The following is a 26,387-nucleotide window of genomic DNA, read 5'->3' on the forward strand; positions in this document are numbered from 1 at the left end:
GTCCACCGCGGTCGGACCTCCGGCACGGCGTGACCCCGGCGGGCGCGCCGACGAGGCTGTGCAGGAAGGAGAGCTGAGATGACCCGTGCAGTCGGAATCGACCTCGGTACGACGAACTCGGTGGTGTCCGTCCTCGAAGGCGGAGAGCCGACGGTCATCGCCAGTACCGAGGGTGCGCGGACCACGCCCTCGGTGGTCGCCTTCGCGAAGAGCGGCGAAGTGCTCGTCGGGGAGATCGCCAAGCGTCAGGCGGTGACCAACGTCGAACGCACCGCCCGCTCGGTCAAGCGGCACATGGGGGAGGCGCAGTGGCGCTTCCCGGACGAAGGCTCCATCGACGGCAAGCGCTACACCGCGCAGGAGATCTCCTCCCGTGTGCTGCAGAAGCTGAAGCGGGACGCGGAGGCATATCTCGGCGAGGACGTGACCGACGCCGTGATCACCGTACCCGCGTACTTCAACGACTCGCAGCGCACCGCCACGAAGGAGGCGGGGGAGATCGCCGGTCTCAAGGTGCTGCGGATCATCAACGAGCCCACCGCCGCAGCGCTCGCGTACGGCCTGGACAAGGAGAACGACCAGACGGTCCTCGTCTTCGACCTCGGTGGCGGCACTTTCGACGTCTCGCTGCTGGACATCGGCGAGGGCCTGGTGGAGGTGAAGGCCACCAACGGAGACACCCACCTCGGCGGTGACGACTGGGACCAGCGCGTCGTCGACCATCTGGTCACGCAGTTCAAGAACGGCTACGGCATCGACCTCTCGAAGGACAAGATGGCCCTGCAGCGACTGCGGGAAGCCGCCGAGCGGGCAAAGGTCGAACTCTCCTCCGCCACCGAGACGACGATCAACCTGCCCTACATCACGGCCTCCGCCGAGGGCCCGCTGCACCTGGACGAGAAGCTCACCCGCGCCCAGTTCCAGCAGCTGACGTCCGACCTGCTCGAGCGCTGCAAGACCCCGTTCCACAACGCGATCAAGGACGCCGGCATCAGCGTCGACGACATCGACCACGTGATCCTCGTCGGCGGCTCGACCCGTATGCCCGCCGTCACCGAGCTGGTCAAGGAACTGACCGGCAAGGAGCCGCACAAGGGTGTGAACCCGGACGAGGTCGTCGCCATCGGCGCCTCGCTCCAGGCCGGCGTGCTGCGGGGCGAGGTCAAGGACGTCCTTCTGCTGGACGTGACCCCGCTGTCCCTCGGTATCGAGACCAAGGGCGGCATCATGACCAAGCTCATCGAGCGCAACACCACGATCCCGACCAAGCGGTCCGAGGTCTTCACGACCGCCGAGGACAACCAGCCGTCCGTGCAGATCCAGGTCTTCCAGGGCGAGCGCGAGATCGCGGCGTACAACAAGAAGCTCGGGATGTTCGAGCTGACCGGTCTGCCGCCGGCCCCGCGCGGGGTGCCGCAGATCGAGGTCACGTTCGACATCGACGCCAACGGCATCATGCACGTGACCGCGAAGGACCTCGGCACGGGCAAGGAACAGAGGATGACCGTCACCGGCGGCTCCGCCCTGCCCAAGCAGGACATCGACCGCATGATGCGTGAGGCCGAGCAGCACGCGGAGGATGACCGGCGCCGCAAGGAGGCGGCCGAGACCCGGAACCAGGCGGAGGGCCTGGTGTACACCACCGAGAAGCTGCTGCGAGACCAGGCGGACCAGGTCCCGGAGGACGCCGGGCTGGAGGTCGGGACGGCTCTCACCGAGCTGAAGGAGAAGCTCGAGGGCGACGACACGACCGCGATCCGCGAGGCCACGGAAAAGGTCAGCGTGGCCGCCCAGAAGGTCGGCTCCGCCATCTACGCCAAGGCCCGGCCCGAGGGCGGAGCGGGCGCTACGGGGGCGTCGGGGTCCGCCGGCGACCAGGCGGCCGGCGAGGGACGGAGCCCGGCGGACGACGAGGTCGTCGACGCGGAGATCGTCGACGAGGACAAGCGGCAGGGAGGCGAAGGATGAGCGTCCCGAACGACCGACGCCCTCACGGGAAGGAGCAGCATCCGCCCGTGAATATCGCCGGCCGGCGCCGGATCGATCCGGTCCTCGAGCCGCGCGGGACGGCCGAGGCACCTGGGCCCGGGGCCCCGGGGAACACCGACGCCGTGGCGTCGCGGATGCCCGGGGCGGACGCCGCCGGGCACCCGCGCCCCCACCCGGAGCCGGAGCACGGCCAGGCTGCGGGACAGGAACACGGGCAGGGGCGGGTTCCGGCACCGGAACGGGCGCCGGAGGCCGACGCGCCCGGCGGCGACGAACCCTCGGAGGTCGCAAAGCTGCGCTCACAGCTGTCCGAACGGACCGCCGATCTGCAACGGACGAAGGCCGAGTACGACAACTACCGCAAGCGCGTGCGACGCGACCGCAGAGCGGTGCAGGAGATCGCCGTGTCCAACGTCCTCGGCGCCCTCCTGCCAGTCGTGGACACCGTCGTCCAGGCACGCGAGCACGGTGAGACGTCGAAGGGGTTCACGTCGGTCGCCGACCTCCTCGAGGACCGACTGGCCGCTCTCGGGCTGCAGTCCGTCGGAGAGGTGGGGGAGCCGTTCGATCCGACGGCCCATGAGGCGCTCGACTACACGGAATCGGAGCGGCAGGAGCACCCCGTCTGCAGCGCGGTGCTGCGGCCCGGTTACCGGGTCGGTGACCATCTCCTGCGGCCCGCGCAGGTCGTGGTCACCGGTCCGCCGACCACCGCCGCGGGCGGGCCGGGTCCCCGTGCGGACGGGGGCACCGGTTCGGACGGGGACGCCGCTCCGGCGGACGGCTCGCCGGTTGCCGGCGAGCGGGACACTCGTCCCGAACGGCCGGACGGCGGGGCGGGGGAGGGCGGCGAGCGGGGAATCCGGCCCGAGCACTGACCCGTTCCGGCCCCGGCGTCCGGTGCCGGCCCTGGCTTCCGGCCCGGACGCTACCGGTTTCCGGCCCGACCCCGCCGCCCGGAAAAGCAGGTGCGTGCGTCCACCGGCCCTGTCAGGCTGCGCCGGTGGACCGTCAACAGATCTCCCGACTCGCCCATGCCGATCATCCCGTAGCGTCCCCGCTGGACGACGACTCCGTACGCCTCCTGCTCCGGCACGGCATCCGGTCCGGCGCCGAGCGCGTGCTGGATCTGGGCTGCGGCGGCGGGGAATGGCTGCTGCGCGCGTTGGCCGCGCAGCCCCGTCTGAAGGGCGACGGCGTCGACGTCTCCGAGGACGCCCTGGCCCGAGCGAGGGAGACCGCGACCGAGCTCGGGGTTCACGAGCGCCTCGCCCTCCATCACCGCGACGCGGCCGGCTTCGACTCCCCGCACACTTTCGATCTTGTGATCAGTACGGGGGCGGCGCACGCCTTCGGCGGGCTGCTCCCCACCCTCGCGGCGGCCCGCACACACCTGGCGCCCGGGGGCCGCGTCCTGATCGGGGACGGTTTCTGGAAACGCGAGCCCTCGCAGGAGGCCGTCGAAATGCTCGGGGACCTCACTGACCTGGCGACCACCGTGGAGCGGGTCGTCGACGACGGATGGACCCCGGTCCACGGGCATGTGAGCACCCGTCAGGAGCTCGATGCCTACGAGTGGTCATGGACGGGATCGCTGGCCACCTGGGCTCTCGACCACCGTGACGATCCGGACAGTACGCAGGCGCTCGCGGCGGCCACTGCCCACCGGTCCGACTGGCTGCGCGTCTACCGCGACAGCTGGGGCTTCGTCTCCCTGGTCCTGCGGCGCACGACGGACTGAACCGGGCAAGCTACGACGGCCCCCGGTCGAGCTGTGCGACGGCCCACGTCGCCCGGGCCGGCAGATCACCCAGCGATGAGCGGAACTGCTTGGCGATCCTGTCCAGCAGGACCTTCCCGTGCCGCATCGTCTCCCGTGCGAGGTCCGTCTCACCGGCCTCCACGGCCGCGAGCACCAGCTCCAGATGCTGCTCCGTGATCATCCGGCCGAGGTTCCGGCGGTGCCACTCGAACACCGTTTCGTCCGGTGCGGCCCCGTCGAGTCCCACGGCCGCCCGTGCCCGCTCCAACGCCCGTCGCGCCGCCCTCAGGTCACCGTTGCGGCGCTCCAGCCGCGCAAGAACGTAGGCTTCCGCGGCCCGGTCCCACCCCGTGACCTGCAACGACAGCAGGCCGAACTGCGCCCGGGCCGCCTGCGCGTGGTCACCGAGCCGTTCCAGCGCGCGGCTCAACTCCTTGAGCCGCGCCGCGTCCGGGCCCGTGTCGTCGAGCATGCGGATCAGCGCGACGCGGGCGTGTTCAGTGCGGCCCTGCCGTCGGGCAAGCTCGATCCAGGTGAACTCGCACTGCCTCGACGGGTCCTGGCCGTAATGCTCCGCGTCCTCGGTCCGTGCCCGGTCCACGGCGCCGGCGGCATCCGTCACCTCGCCGCCGGTCGCCCTTCGCAGCAGCGGCACATCCTCCGCGCGGCCGTGCAGGCCGACGAGGACGGCGGCCAGGCGGCTCTCCTCGAACCATTCGGTCCGCTCGGTGCTCTCGCGTTCCAGCAGGAAGCGCAGCAACGGCAGGTCGTCCGCGCGGCGGTCGTACTGCGCGGCGCGGACCACCCCGGCCCGCAGCACCGCGTCGGCGCCCACCTCCTCCCACGAGCCGGGCACGCCGGACCGCATCCTCTCCAACGACTCCCGTCCCGGCGCCAGCACGACGTCACACAGCGAGCGGTGCGGCGGGTCGCCGGGCAGGCGGTACGCCCCCAGCTCCTCGGCGTTGAGCAGGACATGATCCGGCTCCGTGCGCCCCGCGGCGGCCTCCGCCCTGGCGGCCAGCTCGACGAGGGGACGCTCGGGCAGGCCCAGCCCGCTCAGCAACGCCGCCCGCTGGGCGTCCAGGTCGGGGGCGAACTGCTCGCGTGCCTCCTCGTCACCCTCGCGGACCGCGGCGAGCAACTGCTCCTCGTCGAGGCCCGGGCGGATCCCCTCGCACCACCAAGGCAGCCTGATGATCGTCTCCAGTGCCTCGGTGACACTGTCGGCGATCAGTACGGCGTCGCCCTCCGAGGACGCGTACAGCACCGCGCCGTCCCCGCATACGAAGAACGTGCCGCCGGTGTCGTCCCCGGCAATCGGTTCCAACGGGCCGCCGGACGCCAGCCGGACGTCCTCCACGTGGTCGGCACGGTCGAGGTCGAAGTTGAACGGGAAGGCGGCGAGTTCGGCGAGTTCCTGACGGGTGCGCAGCAGCTTCAGGGCGGGATCGTTCATGCGGCCGAACCCTACTGGGGCTGCTGAAGACCCCGACTGGTGCCGTGCGTCTCTCGCGAGGCCTGTGCCTCGCTCCGGCGAATCTCGGAGCGATACGCTGCCCGCCGAGGGGTCACGTCGAGTCGCGCACGACGAGTTCCGTGGGCAGGACCACGTGCTGACGCCGAGCGCCGGGGTCGGTGATTTCGGCCAGCAGGATGCGGGCGATGGTCCTTCCGATCTCCTCGACCGGCTGGCGCACGGTCGTCAGCGGAGGGTCGGTGTGCCGGGCGATGAACGAGTCGTCGAAGCCGATCACCGCCACGTCCTCCGGGATGCGCCGGCCCTGCGCGCGCAGCTCGCTCATAGCGCCGACGGCCATCACGTCCGACGCCGCGAAGACGGCGTCGAGATCCGGGACCCGTTCAAGAAGCGAACGCATGGCCTGTCTACCGCCCTCCTCGGTGAAGTCGGCGGCGGCGACGAGGTGTCCGCCGGAGTCCCGGCCGGCCGTGCCGAGGGCGTCGCGCCAGCCGTGCAGACGGCTCCGGCCGACGTCCATGTCCAGCGGACCGGTGATCGTCGTGATGGTCCGCCGTCCCCGTTCCACCAGGTGCCGCACGGCGGCGGCGGCGCCGCCCACGTTGTCGGAGTGCGCGTGGCTCAGCGACTCGGCGGGGGAGCGGCGGCCGGCGAGCACGGTGGGCAGCCCCATGTCCTCGAGGAGCCCCGGCAGGGGGTCGTGCTCGTGCACGGAGACCAGCAGTACGCCGTCCACCCGGCGCGCGGCGACAGAGTCGGTGAGCTGGTCCTGTTCGCCCTTGTCCCGTACGAGGACCAGCTGGAGCTGGGTCCGGGTGTCGGCCAGGCCGGTGCTGACCCCCCGGATGACCGCGGAGAAGTACGGCTCCGAGCCCAGTCGGCTCTCCGACTCCGGGATCACCAGGGCGATCGAGTCGGTCCTGCTGGTGACCAGGCCCCGGGCGACGGAGTTCGGCACGTAACCGAGTTCCGCGATCGCCGCCAGGACCGCGTCCCGCGCTTCGTCGCTGACGAGTTCCGAACCGTTGATGACGCGTGAAACCGTCGTGCGGCCCACACCGGCCCGCGCGGCCACGGTCTTGATGGTCGGCCGCCGGCTGCCCCCCATGGCTCCTCCCTCGTCGATCGGCGTGACACGCCGCCAGGCAGCGCATTTTGCCAGAAGTCCGCGCCGTGCCCTGCGATGAGTCCGGTTCGCCTCCGAGATGTGCCTCGGAAGACGATCTGGTTTCAAGTTCTTGACAGGCGCACAGCGAGGCCGTCAGTCTTCGTGCACCTTGGTGGGCACGTTCCCATCGTAGCTTGGGAACGTGCCCACCGATGAATCGGGCCGCTCGGCGGACCAAAAGGTCCGCATACCGGTGCGTCGGCACCGTCGCTGGGGAGGACACCCATGACCAGGAATCAGAAGCTGTTGCGTACAAGAATTACGGGCACCGTCTCCGGACTGGCCGCCCTCGGTCTGATCGTCGGCTGCAGCAGCGGCGGCGACTCCGGTACCGGCGGCGGCGTCAGGGACGGCAAGGTCACCATCACCATGGGCCTCTTCGGCGTCATGGGGTACAAGGAGACCGGTCTGCTGGACCGCTACATGAAGGAGAACCCGAACGTCACCATCAAGGCCGACGTGGCCGGTGACGAGCAGACCTACTACACGGCCCTGCAGACGCACCTGGCGGCGGGCAGCGGACTGAAGGACATCCAGGGCATAGAGATCGGGCGGGCCAAGGAGCTCGTGGACACCCAGGCCGACAAGTTCGTCGACCTCTCCGGCGTCCCCGGCATCGACCACTACCTGCCCTGGAAACTCAGCCAGGTCACCACCCCGGACAAGAAGCTCATCGGGCTCGGCACGGACATCGGCCCGATGGCCGTCTGCTACCGCAAGGACCTGTTCGAGCAGGCCGGACTGCCGACGGACCGGAACGAGGTGGCGAAGCTGTGGGCGGGCGACTGGTCGAAGTACGTCCAGGCCGGCAAGGACTTCAAGGCCGGTTCCAAGGGTGACGGCGTGTCCTTCATGGACAGCGCCAGCGGCCTGTTCAACGCGATGATCTACGGCAACTCGGAGCAGTTCTACGACAAGGACGGAGAGCTGATCTACCAGGACAGCCCCGCCGTCGCCGCGGCCTGGAACCTCGCCTCGCAGGCCGCGACGACCGGACTGACCGCCAAACTGCGTCAGTTCCAGCCCGGGTGGGACCCCGGCCTGTCCAACAGCACCTTCGCCACCACCGTCTGCCCGGCATGGATGCTCGGCCACATCACGGAGAAGGCCGGGCCGAAGAACAAGGGCAAGTGGGACGTCGCCAAGGCTCCCAAGGGCGCCAACTGGGGCGGTTCCTTCCTCGGCGTGATGGAGAAGAGCCCGGTCAAGGAGGAGGCGAAGAAGCTGGTCGCCTGGCTCACCGCGCCCGAGCAGCAGGAATTCGTCTTCCAGAAGCTCGGGAACTTCCCCTCCTCGCAGAAGGCGCTGACGTCGCCGGCCGTGACCGGGGCCGAGCAGGAGTACTTCGGTGGGGCGCCCATCGGCGAGATCTTCGGCGCAGCGGCCCAGGAGATCCCCGACGAGCAGGTCCTCGGACGCAAGGACGGCACGATCAAGGACATCTTCTCGCAGGGTCTGACGCTGATCGAGTCCCAGAACAAGAGCCCGGAAGAGGCCTGGAAGACCACCGACGAGCGGATCAAGAAGGCCACTGGCTGAGCCCGTCCCCGTCCGCCCGGTGACCGCGCCGCCCCGCACTGGGCAGGCGGTCACCGGGGTCGAGCCCTCCGTACCCAGGCCTCACAGGAAGGTTGTTCCCGTGGCCGCTTCCACCCCCGTCGCGCCGGCCGGCGGACCCGTCGGCAAGCCGGCGCCCGGCGCGCCCGATGCCCCCGCGCCCCCGCGCCGGCGCGCCCTGCTCCACCGCCTGGACGTGCGCGGCGCGCCCTACGCCTTCGTCGCCCCGTTCTTCGTCGTCTTCGCGGCCTTCAGCTTCTATCCGCTCGTGTACACCTCGTGGATCTCCCTGCACCGGGTCGAGCTCGCCACCATGAACGTCATGGAGTGGGTGGCCTTCGACAACTACGTCGCGCTGTGGGAGGACGAACGCTTCTGGAACGCGGTCGGCAACACCATCACCCTCGGCGTGATCTCCACCGTGCCGCAGCTGCTGATGGCCCTCGGCCTCGCCCACCTGCTCAACTACCGTATGCGCGGCTCGACCTTCTTCCGGGTCGCCGCCCTCACCCCGTACGCCACCTCGGTCGGTGCGGCCGCGCTCGTGTTCACCATGCTCTTCGAACGCGACTTCGGCATGATCAACTGGGTGCTGGGCCTGGCCGGCTTCGAGAACGTCGACTTCGAGAACAACAAGTGGGCCGCTCAGATCGCCATCTCCACGATCGTGATCTGGCGATGGACCGGCTACAACGCCCTGCTCTACCTCGCCGCCATGCAGGCCGTCCCGCGGGAGCGTTACGAAGCGGCCGCCATCGACGGCGCCTCCCGCTGGCAGCAGTTCCTCACCGTCACCGTCCCCGGAATCCGCTCCACCATCGTCTTCACCATCGTGCTGTCGACGATCGGCGCGACGCAGTTGTTCGGCGAACCGCTCATCTTCGGACAGGGCCCCAACGGCATCACCGGCGGCGCCGACAACCAGTACCAGACCCTCGGACTGCTGCTGTACGAGGAGGGCTGGAAGAACTACCAGATGGGCCGTGCCGCGACCGTCGCATGGGTCATGTTCCTCCTGCTGGTCCTCGTCTTCGTCGTGCAGCGCCTTGTCAGGCGCGCCGCGTCCCGCAGGTCCGGACCGACCAGGAGCACCGCATCATGACCACCGACAGTCTCCCGGCCCGGGCCGAACACGGGCCCGGCGCCGTGCAGGAATCCCCTGGCAGGGTCCGTCGCCGTCCGATGATGCGGATGCGGGCCGGCCGTCAGCACCACGCCGGCCCGCTCGCCTACGTGCTCCTCGCGATCGCGGCGCTCACCTCGCTGTTCCCGCTGTACTGGACGATGGTGGCGGCCTCTACGGACAACACGCGGGTGACCCAGACGCCGCCCCCGCTGCTGCCCGGACCGAACCTGTTCGAGAACCTGGCCAGGGCCTGGGACGAGGCCGCCATGGGCAAGGCGATGGTCAACAGCCTGATCGTCGCCGGCTGCATCGCGCTGGCGACGGTGCTCTTCGCCACGCTCGCCGGTTTCGCCTTCGCCAAGCTGCGGTTCAAGGCACGCAACGCGCTGCTGATGCTGGTCATCGGCACGATGATGGTGCCGCCCCAACTCAGCGTCGTACCGCTGTTCATGATGATGAGCGACCTTGGCTGGGGCAGAAGCTGCCCGCCGTCATCTTCCCGACCCTGGTGAGCGCCGTCGGTGTGTTCTTCATGCGGCAGTACCTCGCCGAGGCCCTGCCCGACGAACTCGTCGAGGCGGGCCGGGTGGACGGCGCCCACTCGCTCCGCATCTTCTGGAGCATCGTCCTGCCGATCGCCAGACCCGCGATGTCCGTGCTGTTCATGATCACGTTCGTGCACGCCTGGAACGACTTCTTCTGGCCGTTCATCGCCCTGGACATGAGCAACCCGACGGTGCCCGTCGCGCTCACCCAGCTCAGCGCCGGATACATCCGCGACCAGTCACTGATCATGGCCGGTGCCCTGCTGGGCACGCTGCCGCTCCTGGCGATGTTCGTCGTCTTCGGCCGCCAGATCGTCGGCGGCATCATGCAGGGCGCCGTCAAGGGCTGAGCGCCTTGGGGCCCGACACTCCTCTTCCCTTCTCCCGTTGTCTCCCGTCACCGGAAGGACCCACGTGACCACCGCAACCCGGCACGTCGCCCCCGCCGACCAGGCGCCCGCCACCCGCACCTTCCCGCAGGGCTTCCTGTGGGGAACGGCGACCGCCGCGTACCAGATCGAGGGAGCGGCCGCGCTGGACGGCCGCACCCCGTCCATCTGGGACACCTACGCCCGCACCCCGGGCAAGGTCCGCAACGGCGACACCGGCGACGTCGCCACCGACCACTACCACCGCTGGCGCGAGGACGTCGCCATCATGGCCGACCTCGGCGTCGGCGCGTACCGGTTCTCGATCTCCTGGCCCCGCGTGCAGCCCACCGGCCGCGGCCCGGCGGTGCAGAAGGGGCTGGACTTCTACCGCCGGCTCACCGACGAACTGCTGGACAGGGGCATCCAGCCGGTCGCCACGCTCTACCACTGGGACCTGCCTCAGGAGCTCGAGGACGCCGGCGGCTGGCCCGAGCGGGCCACCGCAGACCGATTCGCCGAGTACGCCGCACTCGCCGCCGACGCGCTCGGCGACCGGGTGCGCACCTGGACCACCCTCAACGAACCCTGGTGCAGCGCCTTCCTCGGCTACGGCTCCGGTGTGCACGCACCCGGCCGCACCGAGCCGGTGGCAGCCCTTCGCGCCGCGCACCATCTCAACCTGGCGCACGGCAAGGCGGTCCAGGCATTGCGCGCCGCGCTGCCCGGCGGGGCGCACGTGTCCGTCACCCTCAACATCCATCATGTGCGGCCGCTCACCGGGCAGTCGCCCGACGTCGACGCGGCGCGCCGCATCGACGCCCTCGCCAACCGGGTCTTCACCGGGCCGATGTTCGAAGGTGCCTACCCCGCCGACCTGTTGGAGGACACGGCCCGTCTGACGGACTGGTCCTTCGTACGCGACGGCGACACCGCCGAGATCAAGCAGCGGCTCGACTTCCTGGGCGTCAACTACTACACGCCGACACTGGTGTCCGCCGCGGCCGACGGGACGAGCCATGGCTCCGACGGCCACGGCAGAAGCGACCACAGCCCCTGGGTCGGCGCCGACAACGTGGCCTTCCACCTCCCACCCGGCAGCACCACCGCCATGGGCTGGGCGGTCGACCCGACCGGCATGCACGACCTCCTGCTGCGCCTGGGCGCGGACCTGCCGGGCCTCCCTCTCGTGATCACCGAGAACGGCGCGGCCTTCGACGACTACGTCGACCCGAGCGGCGAGGTCCGCGACCCGGACCGTATCGCCTACCTGCACGGACACCTCACAGCGGTGCACCGGGCGATCGAGGCGGGCGTGGACGTGCGCGGCTACTTCCTCTGGTCGCTGCTGGACAACTTCGAGTGGGGCTACGGGTTCAGCAAGCGCTTCGGCACGGTCTACGTCGACTACCCGACGGGCAGGCGCATCCCCAAGGTGAGCTCGCGCTGGTACGCGCAACTGGCGCGCACGAGCACGCTGACGCCGCTCGACTGACGTCCGCCACGGGTCAGGGTCCGGTGCTCGGCACCGGACCCTGACCCGCCGGTCGTCACGGGTCGACGAGGAGACCGCGATGCGCAACTCGCAGTCCGCACGAGTCATGCGGGAGGAGGCCGCTGAACAGCGGCTTCGACCGAACCTGCTCGACCAGGACGCGCCGTGAAGGCAATCATGTGCGAGTGAGCTCGACCGAAGCAGCAGCAACCGCCCTGCAGGACCATGCCGCCCTCTGGAGCTTGGGGGAGGTCCGTGCGAGCGACGTGGTCGATGCCGCCTGTGATGCGCTCGTCGCCGGACTCGACACTCCCGGCCTTCGAGTCCTCGCTGCCTGCACACGCGCCGAGGCGGACCACGACATCCACGCATTGCTTCCCGAAGCACTCGATGAACTCGGCCTCACCTTCTATCCGGTCGCAGGCGATGCCGGCCAAGAAGCCGCCGTCCGAGCGTTGGCACGCCGCATGCTCGCCGGCGAGCTGACACCCCGGCAATTCACTTTCCGGATTCACGAGCGCTTCGGCCATGAGCTGCCCCTGACGGAGCGGCTCGCCGAACTCGACGACGAGTACGACATCATCGACCACGGCGACAGAACAGTGGATCAGGTCGATGCCGAAGTCACGGCCGAAGCCGGTCGCCTCGCGGCCCAACCCCGTTCCACCGAACCCACGGACACGCCCTGCTGAGGCGTACGGACCGACCCGCGCATGCACGCTGAAAAAGTGTCAGTTCCATGAACCAACGGGCCTCCAGGCGTCGAGGACAACGGAGCGACAACCGGCGCTCGTACTCTCCGCGACGGCTCGGCGCGTGCCCCGCCGGCATCGTCGATGACAGAAGGCGGCTAGACACCGTCCGCGCCGCGGCTGATCTCGCCGCCGGTGAACGCGTCCACCACCAGCAGGATCAGCATCCTCACGCCGCCGAGCGAGCACAGGAGCAGGAACGAGCCGAGCACCGTGTTCAGAAGGCGCAGGTGCGGCGCCTGGGTACCAATACGTCCGCAGGATCGCGCGGGTCGTAGCTGACAGTGACGTACGGGCCGTCCTCACCGTGCACGAAGCCCCGATACGTGCCGGTGCCGTCCATGTATACGTACGCGCCCGGCGTCGCGGCCGCCGTGGCGGTCACCGTGATGCCGTGCCGGCGCAGCCACCGCTCGCGCAGCCCCCGCCGCACCGTGTACACGCCGATCCCCAGGCATACCCAGGTGATCCCGCCGATCAAAGCCATGATGACGACCGACACCGCGGTGCCCGCCAGGCCGGCGGCCACGGTGAAGGCGACGAGCGCCACGAAGAACCCGATCATGCCCCACAGGAGACGGCGCCCGCACCTCCGGTGCCAGGTCGGGGTGAGGGATCGGACGGCGGTCAGGGCGGTGCCGTCGATCTCGCCGTCCTCCTGGTCCGGGAGCAGCGCGTTCACTCCGTCGGCGAAGACGACGGCGGCCGCGCTCACGTCCTCCACCTGGTAGACGGTCGGGGCGGTCCCGTGCGGTGCCCGCAGTTCGATGGTGACCTCCGGCCCTCGGCGCGTACCCGCGCGGAGTGATCGACATGAGCATGATCGTAAGGCGGGCGATCCGGCCCGTCAGCCCCTCGTGGGGCACCGTGCCGGCCTGCGCTTCTCACTGCCGTGCCAGGTCGGCCGTCCTCATGTCGGCGTGATGAAGAAAATGACGCAAGAATTGAGAACCTGACAGTGCTCGGGGCCGTACTGGAGGTTGCTCATGCCCCGTCCCATCTGGTCCGGCGCCATCAGCTTCGGGCTGGTCACGATCCCGATCAAGGTCGTGCCCGCCACGGAGAACCACAACATCTCCTTCCGGCAGGTCCACCTGGAGGACATGGGCCGGGTGCGCTACCGCAAGGTCTGCGAGCTGGACGGGAAGCAGCTGTCCGACAACGAGATCGTCAAGGGCTACGAGGTCTCGAAGGACCAGTTGGTCGCCGTGACGGACGAGGACCTGGCGGAGATTCCGCTGCCGACGGCGAAGGCGATCGAGATCGTGGCGTTCGTGCCTGCTGGGTCGATCGACCCGGTACGGATCGGCGACTCGTACTACCTGGAGGGCGACGGTCAGGTCGCGGCCAAGCCGTACAAGCTGCTGCGGCAGGCACTGCAGCGGTCGTCGAAGGTCGCCGTGGCCAAGTTCGCGCTCCGCGGCCGCGAGCGCCTCGGACTGCTGCGGGTCAAGGACGAAGCCCTGGTCCTGCATTCGATGCACTGGCCGGACGAGATCAGATCCCCGGAGTCGCTGGCCCCGCCGGCGGTGGAGATCGACGATTCGGAGGTCGACGGGGCGATCGCCCTCATGGACGCGATGGGGGAGGAGGACGTCTCCCGCTACACCGACCATTACCGCGAGGCCCTCGAGGAGCTCATCGCCGCCAAGGCCGAAGGCAAGCAGCCCGCCCCCTCCGCGGAGGCGGCGGAGCCGGGCGGCCAGGTCGTCGACCTGATGGCCGCCCTCAACGCCTCCGTCACGCAGGCGCGCGAATCCAGGGGCGAGGGCGGGCACGCCACCGTGCACGAGATGCCCGAGCCGAAGAAGACGGCGGCCAAGAAGACGGCCAGGAAGACGCCGGCGCAGAAGACCGCGGAGAAGACCGGGAAGAAGACCGCGAAGAAGACCACCGCCGGGACCACGGCCAAGACCGCTGCAAAGAAGGCCACCCCCAAGAAGGCCACCGAACGGCGGAAGCCGAGGGCCTCCTAGGCGGCGCGCCCGTCCCGGTGACGCGGCCGCTCAGTACGCCCGGACCGGACAGGCCGGGGATCGGGCACCGGCGCCTTCCGCCAGTCGGTCACAGGCCGGTGCGCGAGGACCGCGTGAGGCTGTCGAAGGTCTCGCGGAGCCATGGGCTTCGGACGGCCGGCAGCCGCGCCAGAGTGCGGTGCCAGGAGAGTGGTTCGGCGTCGGCGTCGGCGCCGTCGACGCGGAGGCGGCGCACGGCCTTCGGGGCGAGCCACACCGCCTGCCAGAGCGAGCAGTCGTCGATCCTGGTGGCCACGAGGAGACCGCAGCCTTGGCAGACCATGTTGGGGCCGTCCGCCCTGTCGAGGCCGCAGCAGGCGCCACCGCGCTTCTCGGGGAGAACCAGAGCACCGCGGATGTCTCCGGGTGCGATGACGACCGCGCCGGGTGCGCCGTCGGACAGGGCGTGGACCGGCGCGTGGACACCGCGGACGGCTGCCTCATCCGCATCGATCTGTTCCCACATGCGCCACGGCGGCCCTCACGGCTCCGGGTCGACGGCGAAGGTCCCCGACTCCATGAGCACCGGGAGCTGGGACCCGTTCCCGTACTTCTGATGGGCGTGGGCCGGAAGGGAAACCTGGGACAACGGGGCGGTCAACTCGGCGCCGCACCCCGCACACACGAAAACGAACAAAGATCCTCCGCCGGGGAAACAGAGGCATCGTCTCAGCTCGGTGGCCGCCTGGGCCGATGTGTTCTCGTCCGTCACGGCTCCGCAGCGCCCTCACGGTCTCGGAGCGGCGCGGGCGGGTGAGGTCCGTCAGGCGAGCAAGGCGGACATCGCCGCCACCACGGACGGGGCGACCTGGTAGTAGACCCAGGTGCCACGCCGCTCGGAGGTCAGCAGACCGGCCTCGCGCAGCTTCTTCAGGTGGTGGGAGACGGTCGGCTGCGAGACGCCGACGTCGGCGATGTCGCACACGCACGCCTCACCGCCCGGATGCGAAGCCACCTTGGAGAACAGGCGCAGGCGCACCGGGTCCGACAGTGCCTTGAACATGCCGGCCATCTTCTCCGCGTCCGTCTGTGAGAGCTCCCCGGCGGTGATCGGAGGGCAGCACGGCACCACGCTTTCGCCTTCGAGGACGTGCAGCTCCACCACTTCTGAGTTCGACATGCGTCTATGTTGACACTCGTCGATATGAGGAGCAAGCTTTGGTGTATCGACAGACATCGAAACAGGGGGTTGTCGTGACGACAGCGATCCGCATCGTGCTCAGCGCCGCCAAGGCGCGCCGCACCGCCCGCCATATGGCCGGCGTCAGATTCTGTGACAGCCGCGCCCGGATCAGCGACAGCGCCGCCCGAGCAGCGGAGATCCGGGCGCGCACACAGCTGACCGCGCTCATGCACGCCCGCTGACCCGCCCGCACCGACCACCCTTCGCACCGAGGAGAACCACCACCATGAGCACCCAGCAGCTCCCCGTCGTCGTCGTCGGAGCCGGACCCGTCGGACTCGCAGCAGCCGCCCACCTGCTGGAGCGCGGCATCGAGCCCCTCGTCCTGGAAGCAGGCGACGCCGCCGGTGCCGCGGTGCGCGAGTGGAGCCACGTGCGGCTGTTCTCCACCTGGGGCGAAGTCGTCGACCCCGCCGCGGAGAAGCTGCTGGCCCCGACCGGCTGGGTGCGGCCCGACCCGGCGACGTACCCCTCGGGTGGGGACTGGGCCGAGCAGTACCTCCGGCCGCTCGCGGACGTCCTCGGCGACCGGGTGCGTCCGGGCGCCACCGTCACCGGCGTCGCCCGCGCCGGCCGTGACCGCGTGGTCGACGCCGACCGCGAGAGCCGGCCCTTCGTCGTCCACGTCGAGCACGCCGACGGCCGCGAAGAGCGTCTGACCGCCCGTGCCGTGATCGACGCCTCCGGCACCTGGGCCACCCCCGGCCCGGCAGGCGGCAGCGGCCTGCCCGCCCTCGGCGAGAAGGCTGCGGCCGACCGCATCACCTATCGTGTCCCCGACCTCAAGAACCCGGCGGTACGGGCGCGTTATGCGGGCAGGCGTACCGCGGTCGTCGGCTCGGGCGCCTCCGCCTTCACCGCGCTCGCCGGTCTCGCCGACCTGGCGAAGTCCGACGACGGCGCCGGCACGCACGGCGTGTGGATCCTGCGCCGCGGTATCTCCGGCGCCACCTTCGGTGGCGGTGAGGCCGACCAGCTCCCCGCCCGCGGCGCCCTCGGCCTCGCCGCGAAGTCGGCCGTCGACGGTGGCTACGCCGAGGCGGTCACCGGCTTCCGCACCGACGCGATCGAACGCGACGGAGACGGCCGCCTGGTCCTCGTCGGCGACGACGGCCGCCGCCTCGATCCCGTCGACGAGGTCATCGTCCTCACCGGCCTGCGCCCCGACCTCACCTTCCTCGACGAGCTCCGGCTCGACCTGGACGAGCGCCTCCAGGCCCCGGTCGAGCTCGCCCCGCTGATCGATCCCAACCAGCACTCCTGCGGCACGGTCTACCCGCACGGCGTCAACGAGCTCTCCCACCCGGAGAAGGACGTCTACCTGGTCGGCATGAAGTCCTACGGCCGCGCCCCCACCTTCCTCGCCATGACCGGCTACGAGCAGGTCCGCTCCATCGCCGCCGCGATCGCCGGCGACCAGGAGGCCGCCGAGCGCGTGGAGCTGACGCTCCCCGAGACGGGCGTGTGCGGCGGAGCGGGGCTGTTCGACGAGCCCGAGACCGCGCCGGCCGACGGCGGCGGCTGCTGCGCGGCCCCCGCCACCGTCCAGATCGGCGTCGGCGCCCCGGCCGCCACCGGCGGCTGCTGACGCTCCACCACCCACCCGAGCAGGAGGACCGTCATGTCCCGCATACAGCTCGCTCTGCGCGTTCCCGACCTGGCCGCATCCATCGCCTTCTACACGAAGCTCTTCGGCACCGGGCCGGCCAAGCTCCGTGACGGTTATGCCAACTTCGCCGTCGCCGAGCCCCCGCTCAAGCTCGTCCTCATCGAAGGGCCGGTGGGTGAGGACACCCGTTTGGACCACCTCGGGGTGGAGGTCGACAGCACCGACGCCGTCCACGCTGCCACCGCCCGCCTGAGCGAGGCGGGGCTCGCGACGGCGGAGGAGAACGACACCAACTGCTGCTACGCCCTCCAGGACAAGGTGTGGGTCCACGGCCCGGGCCGGGAGCCGTGGGAGGTGTACGTCGTCAAGGCCGACGCCGGCACTCTGGCCAAGCAGCAGGGCAGCCCGTGTTGCTCAGGCCCGGCCGGCGCCGACACGGATGCCCGCGGCTCCGTAGCCGCCGGCGGCTGCTGCTGACGCTGCACCGACCTTCACACGCCGTGAGGCCGCGACCGGAACGGGGGACCGGTCGCGGCCTCTCGCTGTCCCGGGCACCGCAGGAGCAGGCCGGGCGGACGGGGGAGTGCCGCGCGTCCGACATACGAGGACCGCCCGAAGTCTCCGGCAGACCGCGGGCGGGCCCGTCCGTGTGCGGCACGGCCCGCACCCGACCCGGAGCGGAACCGCGGAGGCGGAGATGCGGAAGTGACCGTTCCGGCCACGCCGTTGATCCTGAAGTACAGCAACCGGATAGCCTGGGAAAATGCTTACAGAGGTCACCGCGACCCGCTACGTCACGCCCCTGCGCGAGGGCGGTTCGCTCCCCGGAATCGTCGAGGCCGACGATCTCGGCACGTACGTCATGAAGTTCACCGGCGCCGGGCAGGGCCGTAAGACCCTCGTCGCCGAGGTCATCTGCGGTGAGCTCGGGCGGCGGCTCGGGCTACGCGTGCCCGACCTCGTCACGATCCAGCTCGATCCGGTCATCGGTCTCTCGGAGCCGGACCAGGAGGTGCAGGAGCTGCTCAAGGCCAGCGGCGGGCTCAACCTCGGCATGGACTTCCTGCCGGGGTCGCTCGGATTCGATCCGCTCGCCTACGAGGTGGGCGCGGCCGAGGCCGGCAAGGTGGTCTGGTTCGACGCGTTGATCAACAACGTGGACCGGTCCTGGCGCAACCCCAACATGCTGGTGTGGCACGGGGACCTCTGGCTCATCGACCACGGCGCCACCATGATCTGGCACCACAACTGGCCCGGCGCCGCCGCCTCCGCCGCCAAGCCGTACGACGCCTCCGACCACGCGCTCGCCCCCTTCGGCCCCGACGTCCAGGCGGCCGCCGCCGAGCTCGCGCCGCTGGTCACGGAGGAACTGCTCACCGAGGTCGCGGCGGAGGTGCCCGACGAGTGGCTGGTCGACGAGCCGGGCTTCGACTCCACCGACGCGCTGCGTCGTTCCTACGTCGAGGCCCTGCTGCCGCGAGCCGCGACCATCCACGAGCGGATCACGCTGAACGCCCCGACGAAGACCCGGCCGTCCCAGGCGCCCGGCTGGCTGACCGACCACGCGACGCCGTGGCCGCACGCCGCGAAGAAGCACGCGCAGACGGACGAGAAGGACGCACGCCGGTGAACGACCGCGATGTTTTCGAGTACGCGCTGCTGCGCGTGGTGCCGCGGGTCGAGCGCGGGGAGTGCTTCAACGCGGGCGTCGTGGTCTACTGCCGCGCCAGGACCTTCGTGGCCGCCCGTACCCATCTGGACGAGGCGAAGCTGCGGGCGCTCGACCCGGCCGCCGACGTGACCGGGGTACGGGCGGCGCTCCACGCCGTGGAGGGCGTCTGCCGTGGCGGCGAGTACGCGGGACAGGCCTCCCGTGACGACGCGGGCCGGCGCTTCCGTTGGCTGATCGCGCCCCGGTCCACCGTCGTCCAGCCGGGACCGGTGCACACCGGGCTCACCGCCGATCCGGAGGCGGAGGTGGAGCGGCTGCTCGACCTGCTGGTGCGCTGACGGACGCGGCTGATCGATGTGACATGCGCCGTTGACCCCCGGTGCCGTTGACACCGAGTGCCAGGGCTTCTAGCGTCCTGTCTGCCGAAGGTACTAAGCGGTTGCTCAGTGAAGGGCCGTGAACGTCGGCACAGGGATTGACGGGCTTCAAGGGCGAGGAGAACCAGAATGTCCACCACCGAGCAGCGTGTGGCTGTCGTTACCGGGGGCGCGCGCGGCATCGGCGCTGCCACCGCCGTCCGGCTCGCGGCCGACGGCCGGGCCGTAGCCGTACTCGACCTCGACGAGGCGGCCTGCAAGGACACGGTCGAGAAGATCACCGCAGCCGGCGGCAAGGCGCTCGCGGTGGGCTGCGACGTCTCGGACGCCGCACAGGTGGAGGCCGCCGTGGCACGCGTCGCTGCCGAGCTCGGCGCGCCGACGATCCTGGTGAACAACGCCGGTGTGCTCCGCGACAACCTGCTCTTCAAGATGAGCGAGTCCGACTGGGACACCGTCGTCAACGTGCACCTCAAGGGCGCGTTCCTGATGGCCAAGGCCTGTCAGAAGCACATGGTCGACGCCGGCTTCGGCCGTGTCGTCTCCCTGTCCTCCTCCTCGGCGCTCGGCAACCGCGGGCAGGCGAACTACGCGGCGGTCAAGGCCGGCCTTCAGGGCTTCACCAAGACCCTGGCCAAGGAGCTGGGCAAGTTCGGCATCACGGCCAACGCCGTCGCCCCGGGCTTCATCGTCACCGAGATGACGGCGCAGACGGCGGCCCGCGTGGGTATGGGCTTCGAGGAGTTCCAGGCCGCCGCCGCGACCCAGATCCCCGTCCAGCGCGTCGGCCGGCCCGAGGACGTCGCTAATGCGATCGCCTTCTTCGCCGGTGAGGACGCCGGATTCGTCTCCGGCCAGGTCATGTACGTGGCCGGCGGCCCGCTCAACTGAATCGGGGTTCGAACGACATGGCAGCACAGACAGCAGGGGCGGGGCAGGTCGCGGACAGCGGCAAGGTCGCGCTGGTCACCGGTGCGAGCCGGGGCATCGGGTACGGCATCGCCGAGGCACTCGTCGCCCGTGGCGACCGGGTGTGCATCACCGGCCGCGGCGAGGAGGCCCTGAAGGAGGCCGTGGAGCGCCTCGGCGCAGACCGGGTCATCGCGGTGGCGGGCAAGGCCCACGACGAGGCCCACCAGGCGGCGGCGGTCGAGCGCACCATGGAGGCCTTCGGCCGCGTCGACTTCCTGGTCAACAACGCCGGCACGAATCCGGTCTTCGGCCCGATCGCCGAGCTCGACCTGAACGTGGCGCGCAAGGTCTACGAGACCAACGTGATCTCCGCCCTCGGCTTCGCGCAGCAGACGTGGAAGGCGTGGCAGAAGGAGAACGGCGGTGCGATCGTGAACATCGCCTCGGTCGCCGGTGTCTCCGCGTCGCCCTTCATCGGCGCGTACGGCATGAGCAAGGCGGCCATGGTCAACCTGACGCTCCAGCTGGCGCACGAGCTCGCGCCGTCCGTACGTGTCAACGCCATCGCACCCGCGGTGATCAAGACCAAGTTCGCGGAGGCGCTCTACGAGGGCAGGGAGGCCGAGGCGGCCGCCGCGTACCCGCTGGGGCGGCTCGGCGTGCCGGCGGACATCGGCGGGGCGGCCGCGTTCCTGACCTCCGAGCAGTCGGACTGGATCACGGGGCAGACGCTCGTCGTGGACGGCGGTATCTTCCTCAACGCGGGCGTCCACTGACGCCGAGCGGACCGCCCTGAGGCGGTTTGTTCCTGAATGATCCAAGTGCCCCGCCGGGCCGTCAGGTTGACCCGGCGGGGCGCTGCGGTATGGTTCGCCGACCCATGGCTGAACGAGGAGCGTGCACGTGTTCTACCGGACCTGTCTGCAGGCCGCTGCAGCCCTAGCGTCCATATCTCTGCTGGCGGGGTGCGGCCTGTTCTCGGACGAGGACGCCGACCGTGAACAGAAGATCTCCGTCGGTACGACCAGCGAGCCGAGCACTCTCGACCCGGCTGCCGCCTGGGACGGTTCGTGGGAGCTGTACCGGAACGTCTTCCAGACCCTGGTGAGCTTCCCGACGGGGAGCACCGTGCCGCAGTCCGACGCGGCCGAGTGCCGCTTCGCCGACAGCAGCAACAAGGTCTTCGAGTGCGAACTCAGGGAGGGCCTCACCTTCACCAACGGCGACAAGCTCGACGCCGCCGCGGTCAAGCACTCCATCGACCGCATCCGGACCATCGCCGTGCAGGGTGGTCCGAAGGGGCTGCTGGGGTCGCTCGACAAGGTGGAGACGACCGGTGACCGTATCGTGACCTTCCGGCTCACGACGTCCGACGCCACGTTCCCGTTCATCCTCGCCACCCCGGCCATGTCGATCGTGCCGCCCTCCGAGTACCCGGCCGACAAGCTTCGTGAGGACGGCAAGCTGACCGGCTCCGGTCCGTACGCCATGGCCTCGTACGAGAAGGGCGACCGGGCGGAGCTGACCCGCTTCGACAAGTACAAGGGCTTCGCGAAGATCAAGAACGAGGCGGTGACGATCCGCTACTTCCAGGACTCCGCTCTCATGATGACGGCCCTGAAGAAGCAGGAGATCGACGCGATCAACCGTGGTCTGACCGCGGAGCAGGTCGTCGAACTCCAGGAGAAGAAGCCGGAGAACGACCACCTCCAGCTGGTCGAGACGGTCGGCGCCGACATCCGCTACCTCGTCTTCAACCCGTCCGACCCCAACGCCGGCAAGCTGGCCGTGCGTCGCGCGATCGCGCAGATCGTCGACCGCGGCGCGCTCGTGGAGAAGGTCTACAAGGGCACCGCCGAGCCGCTGTACTCGATGGTCCCCAAGGGCATCGCCGGGCACACCACCGAGTTCTTCGACCGGTACGGCGAGCCGGACGTCAAGAAGGCGGAGGAGATCCTCGAGGACGCGGGCATCTCGGAGCCCGTGCCGCTGAACTTCTGGTACACCACCGACCGGTACGGCTCCGCCACGGCCCCGAGTTCGCCGAGATCAAGCGGCAGCTCGAGGCAACCGGCCTGTTCAAGGTCACGATCCAGGGCAAGCCGTGGGACGAGTTCCAGAAGGGCTACCAGGCGGGCCAGTACCCCGTCTTCGGCCGTGGCTGGTTCCCGGACTTCCCGGACCCGGACAACTTCATCGCACCTTTCGTCGGCCCGAACAACGTCCTCGGCACCCCGTACGACGCACCCGAGATCTCCGAGCAGCTCGTGCAGTCCCGGCGTGAGAGCGACCGTGGAGCGGTCACCAAGCAGTTCGAGAAGGCGCAGGAGATCCTCGTCGACGACGTTCGCCTGCTGCCGCTGTGGCAGGGCAAACTGTACGTGGCGGCCAGCGAGGAGATCGGCGGCGGCGAGCGTGCCCTCGACCCGCAGACCGTCATGCAGGTGTGGGAGCTGTACCGCAAGGCCAGCTGGTAGCGCTGTCAGTGCCCCCGGGTAGGTTCTGAGATCTCGGTTCCGGGATCTCGGAACCGGCCCATCGACGGAGGTTGTTGACGTGACCGACACCGACATGCTGCCCGAGTCCTGGCGCGGCGTCCTCGGCGAAGAGCTGCAGAAGCCGTACTTCAGGGAGCTCACCGAGTTCGTCGAGAAGGAGCGGGCCAACGGGCCGGTGTATCCGCCGAGCGCGGAGGTGTTCGCCGCACTGGAGGCCACGCCGTACGACCGGGTGAAGGTGCTCATCCTCGGCCAGGACCCGTACCACGGGGAGGGCCAGGGGCACGGCCTCTGCTTCTCCGTGCGGCCGGGCGTCAGGACCCCGCCGTCCCTGCGCAACATCTACAAGGAGATGCAGAGCGAGCTCGGCCATCCCGTCCCGGACAACGGCTATCTGATGCCGTGGGCGCGCCAGGGCGTGCTGCTGCTCAACGCGGTGCTGACCGTCCGGGCCGGCGAGGCCAATTCCCACAAGGGCAAGGGCTGGGAGAAGGTGACCGACGCGGTGATCCGCGCGGTGGCATCCCGGCCCGACCCGGCCGTCTTCGTCCTGTGGGGCAACTACGCGCAGAAGAAACTGCCGCTCATCGACGAGGAGCGGCATGTCGTGGTGAAGGGGGCGCACCCCTCACCGCTGTCCGCGAAGAAGTTCTTCGGCTCCCGGCCGTTCAGCCGGATCAACGAGGCCGTCGCGGCGCAGGGCCACGACCCCATCGACTGGCGCATCCCCGACCTCGGCTGAATCGGCCCACCCGGCTGACAGGCTCGGGCCGCAGCCCGAGCCTGTGCGGGATCGGCCCCCCTGGCGGATAGCGTCGGTGTCCTCAAGCAGCACTTCGCCGCGGACGAGGAGGCCACAGTGATGGAGCAGCAGGAGGCGTCGCAGGACATCGTCATGACCCGGATCGGGCAGGCGATGATGCTGCTGCACGGGGGCGACCGTGAGGAGGCGCGCAATCGCTTCGCGCTGCTGTGGTCGGAGATCGGCGAGGACGGTGACGCCCTGCACCGCTGCACCCTCGCCCATTGCATGGCGGACGTCCAGGACGACCCGGCGGACGAACTTGCCTGGGACCTGCGTGCCCTGTCGGCGGCCGACGGGCTGAGCGACGAACGGCTCGCCCGGCACCAGACACTCGCGGTACGGGCCCTGTACCCCTCGCTCCATCTGAATCTCGCGGCGGACTACGTCAAGCTGCATCGCCCCGAGGAGGCGCGCGCCCATCTGGAACGGGCACGCGCGTCCACGGACGCCCTGGGCGACGACGGTTACGGCCGCGGGGTGCGCGCCGCCATCGACCGCCTGGAACACACCCTGGGGGCCGGCTGAGCCGCCTGCTGCCCCCGCCCGGTCACTCGCCCGTGACGCCGTCGATGTGCTCGCGCAGCAGGTCGGCATGGCCGTTGTGGCGCGCGTACTCCTCGATCATGTGGGTGAGGATCCAGCGCAGGCTGAACGCCTCGCCGCCGCGGCTGCGCGACACGGACAGGTCGTCGAGCTCATGCGCTTCCGTGACCTTGCGGGCGTCGGCGACCTGGGTGAGCCAGGTCGTGTGCGCCTCGGCCCAGGTGTCCTCTTCTGTGACATGGAAGTCCCCGTCCCGGTCCTCCTCCGTGGAGTACAGGTCGGGCAGGTCCTCGTCGTCCATGATCTCGCGGAACCAGTAGCGCTCGACCTCGGCGAGGTGGCGTACGAGCCCCAGCAGGGTGAGCTTCGAGGGCGCCAGCGAGGCCGTCCGCAGCTGTGCGTCGTCCAGACCGGCGCACTTCATGATCAGGGTCTCGCGGTGGTAGTCCAAGAAGCCTTCCAGCATGGCGCGTTCGCCGGCGGTGGTGGAGGGCTCGGTACGTGTTTCAGTGGTCATGGCGATCATCCTGCGTCACCGTCCGCCGTGGTGCCAGGAGTTATTCGCTTTGTCCGGCTTGTGTGCCGAGCAGGCCGCGCAACAGCTCCTGGAAACCCTTGCGCAATTCTTCGAGGCTCGGTACCGCCGCGTGGTAGGAGCCGACGGCGCAGGCGAACATCAGCCCCTCGCACCATGCGACGAGGGACAGCGCGTGGCGTTCCGGCTCGGCCGAACCCGCCTCGGCCATCAGCGCGTTGAGCGGGGCGCGGAAGCGGCTGCCCGTCCGGTCGTAGAACTCCCGCAGCTCGGGGCGCCGGGTGGCCTCCAGGGCCAGTTCGTAGCGGGCGACGAGCAGTTCGGGGTGGCCGGTCAGATAGCGGTGCAGGGCGAGCGCCATGGCGTCCAGCAGGTCGCCCCTGCCGCCCGATGCGGCCGGCATCTCGGCCACGGTGAGGACGGCCGCCTCGCGGTCCGCCAGCCGGCGTACCGCCGCTTCGAGCAGGGCCTGGCGGGTGCGGGTGTGGTTGGAGGTCGAGCCCTGCGGCAGGCCCGCCGCCTCGTCCACGGCGCGGTGGGTGAGCCCGCGCATCCCGCGCTCGGCGAGGAGCGCGAGCGCGGTGTCGGCGATGAGTTCTGCCCGAGGGGCGCCGGGCGGGGCGGTGCGTGCGGCCATGCGGTCAATCTACCGCTGGAACTACAGATGTAGTAGCGTAGGTGGCGTCACTACAGGTGTAGTAACGAAGTGGAGGAGCAGCCATGCCCGTACCACGTCAAGCCGCTCACGCAGTCGTCGTCGGAAGCGGGATCGGCGGCCTCACCGCAGCCGTCGCCCTGCGGCAGCACGGCTGGCAGGTCACCGTCCTGGAAAGGGCCGCGTCCCTCGAACCCGTCGGCGCGGGCATCGGACTCGCCCCCAACTCCCAACGCGCACTGGACGTCATCGGACTCGGCGACGAGATCCGCGGCCTTGCCGCCTGGCAGGGCCCCGGCGGCATGCGGACCCCCGCCGGCCGCTGGCTGTCCCGCACCGACAGCGCCGCCGCCGCGGAACGGTTCGGTGGACCCCTCGTGCTCGTCCACCGTGCCACCCTGATCGACCGGATCGCCCGCAGGCTGCCGGAGGGCACCGTGCGCACCGGCTGCCCCGGCGAACTGGCCGACGCGGGGACCGCCGGCGGCCGCCCGGCCCGGGTGACGACACCCGACGGCGACATCGAGGCGGATCTCGTCATCGGCGCCGACGGCATCCACTCCGCGGTGCGCCGCGCCCTCTTCCCCGACCATCCGGGGCCCGCCTACTCCGGGATGACCACCTGGCGCGTGGTCGTACCCGCGCCGGAGCAGCCCTTCGAGCCGCACGAGACGTGGGGCCCCGGCTCCCTGTGGGGCACCCAGCCCCTCAAGGACGGCCGGATCTACGCCTACGCGGCCGTCATCACCCCGCAGGGAGGCACAGCGGCCGACGGTGAGAAGGCCGAACTGCTGCGCAGGTTCGGCGACTGGCACGACCCCGTCCCCGGCGTCATCGCCGCCGCCGCACCGGAGAGCGTGCTCCGCAACGACGTCCACCACATGATCCGGCCGCTGCCCGCCTACCACCGCGGCCGCACCGTGCTCCTCGGCGACGCCGCGCACGCCATGGCCCCGACGCTCGGTCAGGGCGGCAACCAGGCCATCGAGGACGCGATCGTCCTCGCCCACCACACGGCCACCGGCCTCGACCTCGGCGCCGGGCTCGCCGCCTACAGCGCGGAGCGGCAACCACGCACCGCGGCGATCGTCCGCAAGTCGGCACAGGTCGCCCGGCTGATGTCGCTGAGGAGCGCACCCGCGGTCGCCGTCCGCGACGCCCTCATGTCCACCGTCTCCCGCCTCGGCCCCGGCCTGGTGCTCCGCACCTTCGACGGGATCGCCGACTGGCAGCCACCACGGCGCACGTATGCTGCCGGAGCACAGGACGCGCACGGAGTGCCAGGCGCGCATGACGAACAACCGGCACGGCGGTGAGCCTGCCGGGCATGTGAGGGGGACC

General features: G+C 70.3%; 24 protein-coding genes and 3 pseudogenes. 20 read left to right on the plus strand and 7 right to left on the minus strand.

The window, feature by feature from the left end:
* Nucleotides 1-78: 78 nt before the first annotated feature.
* From dnaK to GLX30_RS29845, 3 genes are all read left to right on the plus strand, one after another.
* Entirely contained in the window at nt 79-1,968 is a 1,890-nt protein-coding gene (gene dnaK, locus GLX30_RS29835; RefSeq protein ID WP_159694026.1) for a molecular chaperone DnaK, read from the plus strand.
* Between the two features lie 47 nt (nt 1,969-2,015).
* Complete coding sequence (grpE, locus tag GLX30_RS29840; protein WP_244258320.1) at nt 2,016-2,867, plus strand: nucleotide exchange factor GrpE; 852 nt, start codon at nt 2,016-2,018, stop codon at nt 2,865-2,867.
* 125 nt (nt 2,868-2,992) lie between these two features.
* Entirely contained in the window at nt 2,993-3,730 is a 738-nt protein-coding gene (locus GLX30_RS29845; RefSeq protein ID WP_159694028.1) for a class I SAM-dependent methyltransferase, read from the plus strand.
* Between the two features lie 10 nt (nt 3,731-3,740).
* On the opposite strand, the gene GLX30_RS29850 is transcribed toward GLX30_RS29845, so the two are convergent.
* Entirely contained in the window at nt 3,741-5,210 is a 1,470-nt protein-coding gene (locus GLX30_RS29850) for a hypothetical protein (protein ID WP_244258321.1), read from the minus strand.
* Nucleotides 5,211-5,322: 112 nt separating this feature from the next.
* On the minus strand, nt 5,323-6,339 hold the full coding sequence (locus tag GLX30_RS29855; protein WP_159694030.1) for a LacI family DNA-binding transcriptional regulator: 1,017 nt from the start codon (nt 6,337-6,339) through the stop codon (nt 5,323-5,325).
* Between the two features lie 285 nt (nt 6,340-6,624).
* Between GLX30_RS29855 and GLX30_RS29860 the strand changes: the two genes are divergently transcribed.
* From GLX30_RS29860 to GLX30_RS29880, 5 genes and pseudogenes are all read left to right on the plus strand, one after another.
* On the plus strand, nt 6,625-7,938 hold the full coding sequence (locus GLX30_RS29860) for an extracellular solute-binding protein (RefSeq protein ID WP_159694032.1): 1,314 nt from the start codon (nt 6,625-6,627) through the stop codon (nt 7,936-7,938).
* 100 nt (nt 7,939-8,038) lie between these two features.
* Nucleotides 8,039-9,058, plus strand: a complete 1,020-nt coding sequence (locus tag GLX30_RS29865) for a sugar ABC transporter permease (protein ID WP_159694034.1) — start codon at nt 8,039-8,041, stop codon at nt 9,056-9,058.
* Nucleotides 9,055-9,977 (plus strand): annotated as a pseudogene (locus tag GLX30_RS29870) (carbohydrate ABC transporter permease). Before GLX30_RS29865 ends, GLX30_RS29870 begins: the two are co-directional and overlap by 4 nt.
* Nucleotides 9,978-10,041: 64 nt before the next feature.
* Nucleotides 10,042-11,490 (plus strand): GH1 family beta-glucosidase, encoded by a 1,449-nt coding sequence (locus GLX30_RS29875; RefSeq protein WP_159694036.1) that lies wholly within the window; start codon nt 10,042-10,044, stop codon nt 11,488-11,490.
* Nucleotides 11,491-11,675: 185 nt separating this feature from the next.
* A complete protein-coding gene (locus GLX30_RS29880) occupies nt 11,676-12,182 on the plus strand; it encodes a hypothetical protein (RefSeq protein WP_159694038.1) in 507 nt (168 codons plus the stop codon).
* A gap of 277 nt (nt 12,183-12,459) precedes the next feature.
* Here GLX30_RS29880 and GLX30_RS29885 read toward each other — a convergent pair whose 3' ends face one another.
* Entirely contained in the window at nt 12,460-12,966 is a 507-nt protein-coding gene (locus GLX30_RS29885) for a hypothetical protein (RefSeq protein ID WP_159694040.1), read from the minus strand.
* Nucleotides 12,967-13,228: 262 nt separating this feature from the next.
* Between GLX30_RS29885 and GLX30_RS29890 the strand changes: the two genes are divergently transcribed.
* Nucleotides 13,229-14,218: a Ku protein gene (locus tag GLX30_RS29890; RefSeq protein WP_159694042.1), complete on the plus strand. Its 990-nt coding sequence runs from the start codon at nt 13,229-13,231 to the stop codon at nt 14,216-14,218.
* A 181-nt stretch (nt 14,219-14,399) separates the two neighbouring features.
* Here GLX30_RS29890 and GLX30_RS29895 read toward each other — a convergent pair.
* Nucleotides 14,400-14,894, minus strand: a pseudogene (locus tag GLX30_RS29895) (hypothetical protein); the annotation flags it as partial.
* A gap of 126 nt (nt 14,895-15,020) precedes the next feature.
* Entirely contained in the window at nt 15,021-15,377 is a 357-nt protein-coding gene (locus GLX30_RS29900) for a metalloregulator ArsR/SmtB family transcription factor (RefSeq protein ID WP_159694044.1), read from the minus strand.
* Between the two features lie 74 nt (nt 15,378-15,451).
* On the opposite strand from GLX30_RS29900, the gene GLX30_RS29905 reads away from it, so the two are divergent.
* From GLX30_RS29905 to GLX30_RS29950, 10 genes and pseudogenes are all read left to right on the plus strand, one after another.
* Entirely contained in the window at nt 15,452-15,622 is a 171-nt protein-coding gene (locus GLX30_RS29905; protein ID WP_244258322.1) for a hypothetical protein, read from the plus strand.
* Between the two features lie 44 nt (nt 15,623-15,666).
* The gene (locus GLX30_RS29910; RefSeq protein WP_159694048.1) at nt 15,667-17,028 is read left to right on the plus strand and encodes an NAD(P)-binding domain-containing protein; all 1,362 of its coding nucleotides are present in this window, start codon (nt 15,667-15,669) and stop codon (nt 17,026-17,028) included.
* Nucleotides 17,029-17,061: 33 nt separating this feature from the next.
* Nucleotides 17,062-17,526 carry an ArsI/CadI family heavy metal resistance metalloenzyme gene (locus GLX30_RS29915; RefSeq protein WP_159694050.1) on the plus strand — a complete coding sequence of 155 codons (465 nt, stop codon included), beginning with the start codon at nt 17,062-17,064 and terminating at the stop codon, nt 17,524-17,526.
* 286 nt (nt 17,527-17,812) lie between these two features.
* Nucleotides 17,813-18,679: a HipA family kinase gene (locus GLX30_RS29920; protein WP_159694052.1), complete on the plus strand. Its 867-nt coding sequence runs from the start codon at nt 17,813-17,815 to the stop codon at nt 18,677-18,679.
* Nucleotides 18,676-19,059: a DUF3037 domain-containing protein gene (locus GLX30_RS29925; RefSeq protein ID WP_159694054.1), complete on the plus strand. Its 384-nt coding sequence runs from the start codon at nt 18,676-18,678 to the stop codon at nt 19,057-19,059. The genes GLX30_RS29920 and GLX30_RS29925 overlap by 4 nt, the downstream gene beginning before the upstream one ends.
* Nucleotides 19,060-19,227: 168 nt before the next feature.
* On the plus strand, nt 19,228-19,989 hold the full coding sequence (gene fabG, locus GLX30_RS29930; RefSeq protein WP_159694056.1) for a 3-oxoacyl-ACP reductase FabG: 762 nt from the start codon (nt 19,228-19,230) through the stop codon (nt 19,987-19,989).
* Nucleotides 19,990-20,006: 17 nt separating this feature from the next.
* The gene (locus GLX30_RS29935) at nt 20,007-20,786 is read left to right on the plus strand and encodes an SDR family oxidoreductase (RefSeq protein ID WP_159694058.1); all 780 of its coding nucleotides are present in this window, start codon (nt 20,007-20,009) and stop codon (nt 20,784-20,786) included.
* Nucleotides 20,787-20,913: 127 nt separating this feature from the next.
* Nucleotides 20,914-22,487: pseudogene (locus GLX30_RS29940) on the plus strand (ABC transporter substrate-binding protein).
* 79 nt (nt 22,488-22,566) lie between these two features.
* Nucleotides 22,567-23,250 carry a uracil-DNA glycosylase gene (locus tag GLX30_RS29945; RefSeq protein WP_159694060.1) on the plus strand — a complete coding sequence of 228 codons (684 nt, stop codon included), beginning with the start codon at nt 22,567-22,569 and terminating at the stop codon, nt 23,248-23,250.
* A 117-nt stretch (nt 23,251-23,367) separates the two neighbouring features.
* Nucleotides 23,368-23,838 carry a tetratricopeptide repeat protein gene (locus GLX30_RS29950; protein ID WP_159694062.1) on the plus strand — a complete coding sequence of 157 codons (471 nt, stop codon included), beginning with the start codon at nt 23,368-23,370 and terminating at the stop codon, nt 23,836-23,838.
* Nucleotides 23,839-23,860: 22 nt separating this feature from the next.
* Here GLX30_RS29950 and GLX30_RS29955 read toward each other — a convergent pair whose 3' ends face one another.
* Entirely contained in the window at nt 23,861-24,373 is a 513-nt protein-coding gene (locus tag GLX30_RS29955; protein ID WP_159694063.1) for a DinB family protein, read from the minus strand.
* A 40-nt stretch (nt 24,374-24,413) separates the two neighbouring features.
* Nucleotides 24,414-25,028: a TetR/AcrR family transcriptional regulator gene (locus GLX30_RS29960; RefSeq protein ID WP_159694065.1), complete on the minus strand. Its 615-nt coding sequence runs from the start codon at nt 25,026-25,028 to the stop codon at nt 24,414-24,416.
* An 83-nt stretch (nt 25,029-25,111) separates the two neighbouring features.
* On the opposite strand from GLX30_RS29960, the gene GLX30_RS29965 reads away from it, so the two are divergent.
* Nucleotides 25,112-26,362, plus strand: coding sequence for an FAD-dependent monooxygenase (locus GLX30_RS29965; RefSeq protein WP_159694067.1), 1,251 nt, complete (start codon nt 25,112-25,114; stop codon nt 26,360-26,362).
* Nucleotides 26,363-26,387: the final 25 nt, after the last annotated feature.

It is taken from the genome of Streptomyces sp. Tu 2975 (assembly GCF_009832925.1).
In the GTDB taxonomy this organism is placed as follows: domain Bacteria; phylum Actinomycetota; class Actinomycetes; order Streptomycetales; family Streptomycetaceae; genus Streptomyces.